8 protein-coding genes are annotated in these 8,985 nt (G+C 47.3%); all 8 read left to right on the top strand.

The annotated features are described in order from the left end of the window. The first annotated feature begins 41 nt into the window (after positions 1–41). Positions 42–806 (top strand): indole-3-glycerol phosphate synthase TrpC, encoded by a 765-nt coding sequence (gene trpC, locus HQK80_13765; GenBank protein ID MBF0223269.1) that lies wholly within the window; start codon positions 42–44, stop codon positions 804–806. A 15-nt stretch (positions 807–821) separates the two neighbouring features. Next, complete coding sequence (locus HQK80_13760) at positions 822–1,451, top strand: phosphoribosylanthranilate isomerase (protein MBF0223268.1); 630 nt, start codon at positions 822–824, stop codon at positions 1,449–1,451. Positions 1,452–1,513: 62 nt separating this feature from the next. Continuing rightward, positions 1,514–2,581 (top strand): M20/M25/M40 family metallo-hydrolase, encoded by a 1,068-nt coding sequence (locus HQK80_13755; GenBank protein ID MBF0223267.1) that lies wholly within the window; start codon positions 1,514–1,516, stop codon positions 2,579–2,581. Between the two features lie 149 nt (positions 2,582–2,730). Beyond that, complete coding sequence (locus HQK80_13750) at positions 2,731–3,111, top strand: hypothetical protein (GenBank protein MBF0223266.1); 381 nt, start codon at positions 2,731–2,733, stop codon at positions 3,109–3,111. Between the two features lie 55 nt (positions 3,112–3,166). Beyond that, a complete protein-coding gene (gene thiL, locus HQK80_13745; GenBank protein MBF0223265.1) occupies positions 3,167–4,168 on the top strand; it encodes a thiamine-phosphate kinase in 1,002 nt (333 codons plus the stop codon). Between the two features lie 77 nt (positions 4,169–4,245). After that, positions 4,246–6,990, top strand: a complete 2,745-nt coding sequence (locus HQK80_13740) for an HDOD domain-containing protein (protein ID MBF0223264.1) — start codon at positions 4,246–4,248, stop codon at positions 6,988–6,990. A gap of 21 nt (positions 6,991–7,011) precedes the next feature. After that, on the top strand, positions 7,012–8,034 hold the full coding sequence (locus tag HQK80_13735; protein ID MBF0223263.1) for a MinD/ParA family protein: 1,023 nt from the start codon (positions 7,012–7,014) through the stop codon (positions 8,032–8,034). A 53-nt stretch (positions 8,035–8,087) separates the two neighbouring features. After that, positions 8,088–8,985: SPOR domain-containing protein (locus tag HQK80_13730; GenBank protein ID MBF0223262.1), on the top strand; the 898-nt coding region annotated here is incomplete at its 3' end.

Raw genomic sequence — 8,985 nt, 5'->3', positions numbered from 1 at the left:
GGCACTTATCCCGTTTATCGGGGTGAGTTGAGGTTGTTTAGGTGATTTTAGATACGATAGTTGCACGAAAAAAACAGGAAGTAGCCCACTTGCGAGCTAACGGCATTGTCGAGCCGGACTGTGAAATAGCTGGGCCCCGAGGCTTCAAGGCGGCCCTGTTGGCTGATGCCGGGGTTTCAATTATTGCTGAAGCAAAAAAGGCGTCGCCGTCAAAAGGAGTAATTTCTCCGAATTTTGATCCGGTTCAGATAGCAAAAGAGTATCAGGCTGGTGGGGCTCATGCCTTGTCAGTTCTGACGGATGTAGATTTTTTCCAGGGATCATTGAGCTATATCCCCCAGGTTAGAAGTGTGGTTGCGCTTCCGGTTATCCGCAAAGAGTTCATTATTGATGCGTTGCAGATTCGTGAGGCCAGCCTCTACGGTGCTGATGCTATCCTTCTGATAGCCGCTATTCTTGAAAAGGCTCAGATTGTTGATTTTCTGGCCCAGGCCCGTGAAGCCGGGATGGACATTCTTGTTGAGGTTCATGACGAGTATGAGGCGCAGATGGCCCTGGAGGCCGGCACCGATCTTCTTGGTATAAACAACCGAAATCTCAATGATTTTACGGTTGATATTGAAACAACCTTCAGGGTTATGGCAGAAGTTCCAGCGGATATTCCAGTAGTCAGCGAATCTGGAATTCGAGACAGAAGCGATATGATTCGACTGGCAGAGCACAGGGTAACGGCGGCTCTGATTGGTGAAACCCTGATGCGATCGGCTGATCGAAATCAAGGGCTTCAAGAACTGTTTGGGGGATAAGACGGAGAGTTTCAGATGGCAAACCGTACGCGCATAAAAATTTGTGGGATTACTGAATATTGTGATACTCAGGCAATAATTGAACAGGGTGTAGATGCCTTGGGCTTTATTTTTGTTAAAGAGAGTCCCAGGTGTATTCTCCCTGAGGTGGCCCGTGAAATTATTCGAAAACTCCCTCCCCTTGTTGACGCTGTTGGCGTTTTTATGAATGAGGATCCCCTCGAGGTAAATGATATTGCTCAATACTGCGGGTTGTCACTGATTCAGCTGCATGGCTCTGAACCGCCTGAGTACTGCCAGACCATTGATTCGCCGGTTATCAAGGCCTTCAGGGTGCAAAACCAAGGGAGTGTTTCCTGCTCGGTCTATGCTGATGTTGTAAAGGGTTTTCTTTTTGATACCTATAGTAAAAACAAGGCCGGTGGGACAGGTGAAGTTTTTGATTGGCAGCAGCTGGAAAAAATGGATATTCCGGCTGAATTTATCCTGGCAGGGGGGCTTACGCCCGAAAATATCGGTACAGCTATTGCCACTGTACGGCCATTCGCCGTTGATGTGAACTCCGGAGTTGAAACTGCTCCCGGTCGAAAAGATATTGATAAAATCGTTCAGCTTGTTGCTGAGGTACGAAAGATCGACCAATAAACCCGCTAGGTGGTAGTTGATTGTAGCCTTACCCCTTTTTTGCCCCTCCGTGTTTACTTCTTATGAATGAAATTATAGCCTCTGCTGTCAGCCTGACCCGTGAGTTGGTGCGAGTGCCGAGTGAGTCGTCTGATGCTATTGCAACTCCGGGGTCCGCCGAGTTTGGAGTTGCGGCGGTTTTGCAGCGCGTATGCTGTGAACATGATCTGGACTGGCACCTTCAGGAGGCCCTTCCTGATCGCTACAATTTTATTGTATCGTGTTCTAATCCTGGGTTGCCTAAGGTTATTTTTCTAGCCCATATGGATACTGTCAGTGCGAAAGGGATGGTAGCCCCTTTTTCTGGTGAGCTCAAAAATGGGAAGGTCTGGGGGAGGGGTTCATGCGATGATAAAGGGTCACTTGCCGCCATTCTTGCTGTCCTGGTCGAACTCAAGCAGCAGAAGACTTCGCTGAAGTATGATGTTACACTGGCAGCAACGGTTGATGAAGAGTGCTCGATGTCCGGTTCTGCTGTGCTGGCCAAAAAAAACCCCTTGGGTTGGGATCTCTGTATTGGCATGGAACCAACCCTGTTGCAGCCGGTTTATGCCCACAGAGGTGTCTATCGTTGTCGTATTCTAGCCATAAAAGAGGCGGTATTGCCGGTGTCGGAAATCATGGCTGGCCTAAGGGATTTTCAACATGTTTTAGAGCAGAGTTGTCACCCTGAACTGGGCAATGCTGTTATGAATAGCACCGAAATTTTAGAGGATGACTCCAGACATCGTATCCTGGTGGATATCCGTTTGTTGCCAGTGCAGAGTCCGGCCCAAATTCATGCCTCCATTGTTCGTATCGTAGGCACAAGGGGGCGGGTTATTCCGCTATTTGCCGGCAGGGGAATTGACACCGATCCAGAAACTGCTCTTGTTAAGTCCTTTCAAAGATCTCTACTCCATAACGGCCTTGATGCAACACTGAAGGCCGTTCCATTTGCCACCGACTGCTCTCAATTACAGGGTCGTGGGCCATGTATGGTCTGGGGCCCTGGAAATTCAGCCCAGGCCCATCAAGCCGATGAATTCATTGAGCTGCGCCAATTAGAACTGGCCTGTCAGGTGCTGGCCGGTTTCTTAACTACGAGTTGATTATTTGTTGATTATTTGTTGATTATTTGTTGGTAACTGAGGTTAGTTGTTGACATTATTGTCGTTTTACAAATAATATGAACTCTCGGTGTTATTTGTTTGGGTTGTGTTACGTTGTGGTATGCAAGGTGTGCTTCTAGAGAAAAACTATGGATCAAATAGTCAAAGAATTACGAAAAGTTATCAAATTTAAATCGACAACAGAGGTCGGGGATATTGTTCTCGTTGCTGTTGAAAAGCCACAATCTGTTTTTTACGCCATGGTCCGCGATATCAGTCGGGATGCCACTGTCAAAGATGAATGGTGGAATGTCGCTTTAACCATACTTGGTGTTCCCCCTCAAAAGGTGGTCTGGACACTACGCGACCCTCAGTTTACAGGCCAGGAAATTTTCACAATGGCCGGAGAGGGGCGATTTATTCAGGCACTGGATTTTTCTGAAGATATCCCTGCGGCGACGCCGCCCAAAAAAACAACTAAGAAAGCTCTTTCCATAAAAGAACGAGGCGGGTTACGCCGGATCAAATGATTTTGATCCTGAGTGAACCACCTGGGGCAGTACAAACAGTTTACTGTATAGTTAAATGATTTCTGAACGTGATTTCATCTCAAATATCCGAGAGCAGATTATACCTGACAACAAATTGTTGGTTAAGGGTATTGGCGATGACTGTGCGGTCTATAGAATCGATAGCGCTGACAGCTCGAGATTGGGACTGATCAGCGTCGATTCTCTTGTTGAGGGTGTCCATTTTGATTTAAGCTGGCATCCCCCGACTTTGCTCGGGAAAAAGGCTGCCGCAGTTAATATCAGTGATATTGCCGCAATGGGCGGCCAACCGACTTTTTTACTGTTATCGATTGCAGTGCCGGCAAAATGCAACGAAAGTTTTCTTGAGGCCTTTGTACATGGGTTCCTGGCCCAGGCTAAAGCCTTTGGGGCCATATTGATTGGCGGGGATACTGTGAAAAGTGGCTCTGACATGTCAGTCTCGGTAACAGTTTTGGGCGAAGTGAGTGAGGATTGTATTCTTTACCGATCAGGGGCCAAGGTTGGCGATCTGGTCTGGGTGAGTGGAACGCTTGGCGATGCCGCCGGGGGTTTGATGATCTGTTCCGGCGCAGGAGAGCATGATGTCCTGGCCTGGCCTTCGCTTATAAAGGCTCATCTTGATCCGACGCCGGAAGTTGCGCTGGGTTTGATTCTGTCGGGCTCGGGTCTGGTTACAGCAATGATTGATATGTCGGACGGGCTTGGCACCGATTTAGCGCATATCTGTGAGGAAAGTTCCTGCGGCGCCGTGATTGATGCTGGCTGTATCCCAGTTTCGGATGCCTTAAAATCAGCGGCAGCCGCCTACGATGTTTCATGCCTGGATTTAGCTGTCAGCGGCGGCGAGGATTACCGGTTGTTGTTTACCAGCCCGGCTTCAGCCAAAGAAGAGTTGTGTGGTAAAGTTCGTTCGGGTTGTGGTATGACCATCTATTGCATAGGTGAAATCGTCGCAGAGCAGGGCGTGAGTTTAAAGTCTGCTTCGTTTGATAAAAAGGTAGGTTTTACGGGATTCGATCATTTCAGAAATTAATGGCTGTCAACCTGGTTACAGGCCAGTGAACAAACGGTTACCAACCACTGTCATTATCTCTTTATATGGAATCAACAATGACACGACATACGATTAATAAACACATTGATGTTAACAGTATCCCGACACTGCCGGCCATTGCCATGGAGGCAATTCGGTTGCTGGAGGGTGAGGAATCAAGTTTCGAGTCGGTGGCGGATCTGCTGAAAAACGACCAGGTTCTAGCCGGTAGAATTTTGCATTATGCTAACTCGGCCTTTATTGGTGCCCGGGTCGAAGTTACAACAATTTCACGGGCAATATCATTGCTCGGCTTTAACACCATACGAAGTCTGATTCTGTCGGTGACGGTTTTTGACTGTTTTAAGGGCAAGCTGGCCTCGAAAAAGGATGATTTTGTCAGTTTCTGGCTTCATTCAATCGGGGTGGCGGTTGCTGCAGAAGTTCTGGCGAAGAGGTTGTATTTTGCGGTTCCTGAAGAGGCCTATTTAGCTGGACTGGTGCACGATATCGGCAAGCTTGTTTGCTATCTGCATCTACCTGAACAGTTTGCCAGGGTTTGTGGTGAGCTCGAACAACAGGGCGGTTACGGCGTTTCTAAGCCGATTGCCCTTGATCTCGAAGATGAAGTCATGGGCACAAATCACACAGAGGTTGGCAAACTTGTTGCCGAACAGTGGATGTTCCCGGAACAGTTGGTTAAGGCCATGTGGCTTCATCATCAGCCGGTCTTTGAAACGATTTTACCTGAACAGAAAAATCTTTTTCAGGTGATCAGGTTTGCAGATGCTCTGTGTGTAACTCATCATATTGGCTCCAGTTATTTTCTGAGCGTTGATGCTTATGATCATGAGCATTTTCACTATGCCATGGAGAAAATGATGCTTCATCACAATCTATCGATTGAAGATGTGGATGCAATAGTTATTGAGGTGAAAGAGCGTGTTGAGGAGCTGAGCAAGGTTCTTGGGATTTATGACAAGGATAACTATACAAATTTGGTGAGCTCGGCAAATGCCAGCCTGGGTAGTATGAGTATCAATCTTGATCGCCAGAACAAGGAGCTTGTGGGCGAGAACAGGGTTTTGGACGCTACTTACAAAATGACTCGCAGATTGAAGAGCGGGATGGCACTTACTGATGCGATTCAGGAGGTTCTGCTGGCAGCACGAGATGCCTTTGGCGTTTCCCGGATTCTCTGTATGGTTATTGATAAGCAAAAAGAGCAGTTTGTTGGAGTTGTTTCCAACAGGCATGGCTTTGATGAGTTTGTGGTGCCGGCAAACCATAACCAGATGCAGCTCTCCAGTGGGCGGGGCAATGCCGATATCGAATCAGAGGCTATTCAACGCCTGAAGCTTGCCAGCGTTGAGTTTGACCAGGGCAGCATAATGGAGTCTGGTGTTGCTGAGATTGTTGCTGGTTCGGAGTTCATGGCAAGTTTTTTTGTGGCTGATAAAAAAAGTCATGGCCGGCCTGAAAGGATTATCGGTGAGTTGATGATCGATTTTCAGGGAGTTGGCTCTGCTTTTGAGAAAATGGAAGGGTTGAGCCGTAATTTTGAGATTTTTTCATCGGCGGCGGCCAATAGTATCGAGCGAATTTTGCTGGTTAAGGATCTTCATGTCCAGGCTAAGGAGATGGCTGAAACCTCACGCAAAATGGAAGAAAGTCAGCGGCAGCTGTTCCATTCCCATCGCCTGGCAACAGTTGGCCGACTTGCCGCAGGTGCTGCCCATGAGATCAATAACCCGCTGACAATTATTTCGCTTAATATTCAGCTCATGTCGAAAATGCTTAGCCGGACGGAAGGTGCTACTGATATAAAGGAGCGGCTGGATGTTATCTCCGGCCAGGAAAAACGAATATCAAAGATTATTGGCGATCTGATGGGGTTTGCCCGGCCAACTCAGCCCAAACTCAGTGAGACCGATATCTGGGCTGTGATGGAAAAGGTGCTTGCCCTTTCGGCGGACAGGAGTCCGGCGGCCAAAATTGAAGTCGAAAATTACATCCCGAAAGATCTGCCCAATGTTTTTGTTGATGCCTCTCAAATAGAGCAGGTTTTAATTAATCTGCTTATTAATGCCAATCATGCAATGCCGGGCGGTGGCAAAATTATTTTGCGAGGTGAGACCAATAGCAATGGGCAGGTAGCAGTCACGGTCACCGATACAGGAACGGGAATAGCCAAGGATAATCTGGCTAAAATCTTTGATCCATTTTTTACCACCAAAAAGGAAGGTGAGGGCACCGGACTTGGTCTGGCCATTTCTCACTCCATTATGGAGCAGAACCATGGGGCGCTTCGGGTCAGTAGTGAGATTGGTAAGGGCACCACCTTTACAGTCCTGCTGCCGGTGGATCAGGGTGGTCGTCTGCGGGCTCTGAAAAAGGCCGTTGATCAAAAGGTTACCCATTCAGATGCCGATGAAGTCTGTCGAGTCCTCGTCGTTGATGATGAGAAGATATTAAATGAGATGCTGCAGGAATGCCTGAAGTCGGCAGGCTATGAAGTTGATGGCGCCTACGATGGGGTTGAGGGAATCGGTCTTTTGCGGTATAAGAAGTACCACCTTATTCTACTTGATATTCGTATGCCCCGAAAAGACGGGCTTGAGGTGCTACAGTTTGTTAAGGTTGAGTATCCTGATATCCCTGTTATTATTGTTACCGGCTTGGCCTCGTTGGATGAGATTAAGGAGACCGTTGCCATGGGGGCGTTCGCCTGTCTTAAAAAGCCGTTTGTTATTGAAACGGTTCTTGCCAAGGCAGCAGAGGCCATTGCTGACAGTTGCCAACGTCGGCTATATAAGAAATAAATTAGTTGGCGGTGTCGGATAATGAAATCATTGTTATCCATTGAACAGTTAGTTTCACAAACCTCTCTTGAAGAGAGTCTGATTCGATTTTATGAGTCAGAGTATGCCGACAAACTCCCAGGCAAAATCCTGCACGGCAATAGCCTCCTGTTCAATGCCGAAGCAGTAGAAGCCCTCATAAAAATCCACGCACTACACACAGGCCAGATCTCCGAAGTTGAGCAGTCTCTGCCCAGAAAATTACAGTATGCCAGGGTTATCGCCGTCACGTCCGGCAAGGGCGGGGTCGGCAAAAGTAATATTGCCCTGAACCTGGCTCTCTCCTTTCAGCGCATGGGGAAGATGGCTCTGGTTCTGGATGCCGACCTTGGAATGGCAAATATTCATCTGCTGGCCGGCGTTCAACCCAGGTATACTCTGCGCGATTTCATAAACACCGATTTGCAGATCTCCGATGTGATAATGTCTGGCCCCGAAGGTATCGGTATTGTTGCCGGTGGTTCAGGGATTATTCAACTGGCCGACAGCAGTTCTGCCCAACGCCGGAAAATGATTGGTGCTTTAGAGGAGATTGAGCGTTGTACTGATATCATTATTGTCGATACCGCGGCCGGCATGGGTGCTGAGGTGCGGGACTTCCTGTTTGCCGCAGATGAAATTGTCTATGTCCTGAGCCCTGATATTACCTCGCTGGCGGACGCCTATGGGTTGTTTAAGGCGTTGCACAGTAAGGGGTTTAAAGGCCCGCAGTATTCTATCGTGAATATGGCTTCCTCTCTGAAAGAGGCGGCCCTGGTTGGGAAACGTTTCTCTGATTGCGCCATGCAGTTTCTTGGCGCCTCGGTGGGAAATATCGGCTATATCTTACGAGACTCTACCGTGGGCGCCGCTATTGCCAGGCGGACTCCATATTGCCTTTTTGCACCGGCATCAAGAGTTGCCAAAAATACAGTCAATATCGCAGCGGCGCTACTGAAAGAACAAGACAGTAGTGTCGTGTTACATTCAGCCTTTAAACGATACAAAAATCTTTTGGAAAAATAGTTTTCGCGTCGTACCGATCTCGTAATGATTGCAGTTAAATTTCGAGGCCTTCAATGAAATTAATTAAAGCTCAATCACAAAACCCTAAACAGCTTTTGAAGCTGTTCGTTGGTATTTCTATAATTTCATTTCTGCTTATTATTGCTATTTGTGGGCTTGGTATACAGTCAATCTCAAAAAAGGCCAACATCAAAGAGGCTGAGAGAGACTCTGTAATGTTCAGTAAAGTTTTTCTGGAACAGGAAGGGAATAAACTCTTTTCATTATTACAAAAGAACTCCCTTGAAAATAACGTTGCACCTTCACCGACCCCCACGTTAGAAAAGACCAGCTATTCAATTCAGGCGGGCACCTTTTCGCTCAAATCAGGGTCGTTAAAGAGATATAACGAACTTGCGGCCGCCCTTGCCAAAAAGCAGATTGCTATGCCAGTTCGGGTAGAGAAAATAGGCAAATATTATACTGTGCGTCTCGGCACTTTCGGCGATAAAAGCTCGGCTGAAGCTGCCCAAAAAAACCTCTCGACGCTATTGGAAAAACCTGTTGTTGTCCTGTCCGCCATCCAACCAGACCGCATACTTGTTTCAAGTAACTTAGTTGCTGAGAGTACACCATCCGAAGAAACTCTTGATCCAACCTCTTCAGAGGAATATCTGCGATTCGATAAAGAAATAAGGTCGATTCTCGGCAAGATGAGTATCGTTAAAATTAAAATATTTTCCAAAGATGGAATCATTAAATATAGTACTGACACCGCCATTGTTAATATTGATGACTCTAAAAATTTACGGCTGCAAGATGCCTTGAAGGGCAAGGTTAACTCATCGTTCAACCGGAAAGACTCTATCCAGGACGTGGTTGGAGAGAAAAAAAACGATCTTGATGTTGTTGAAACGTACCTGCCCGTGGTAAACGAACATGGTGAAGTCATTGGTGCCTTTGAAGTATACA

It is taken from the genome of Desulfobulbaceae bacterium (assembly GCA_015231515.1).
Taxonomy (GTDB): domain Bacteria; phylum Desulfobacterota; class Desulfobulbia; order Desulfobulbales; family VMSU01; genus JADGBM01.
Note: the sequence above shows the minus strand (reverse complement) of the source record. Positions and strands in the feature narration are given on the sequence as shown.

Coding starts and splice junctions, on each gene's coding strand:
- HQK80_13750 (MBF0223266.1), top strand. CDS start 2,731: ATGGATCAAATAGTCAAAGAATTACGAAAAGTTATCAAATTTAAATCG.
- HQK80_13735 (MBF0223263.1), top strand. CDS start 7,012: ATGAAATCATTGTTATCCATTGAACAGTTAGTTTCACAAACCTCTCTT.
- thiL (MBF0223265.1), top strand. CDS start 3,167: ATGATTTCTGAACGTGATTTCATCTCAAATATCCGAGAGCAGATTATA.
- HQK80_13755 (MBF0223267.1), top strand. CDS start 1,514: ATGAATGAAATTATAGCCTCTGCTGTCAGCCTGACCCGTGAGTTGGTG.
- HQK80_13760 (MBF0223268.1), top strand. CDS start 822: ATGGCAAACCGTACGCGCATAAAAATTTGTGGGATTACTGAATATTGT.
- HQK80_13740 (MBF0223264.1), top strand. CDS start 4,246: ATGACACGACATACGATTAATAAACACATTGATGTTAACAGTATCCCG.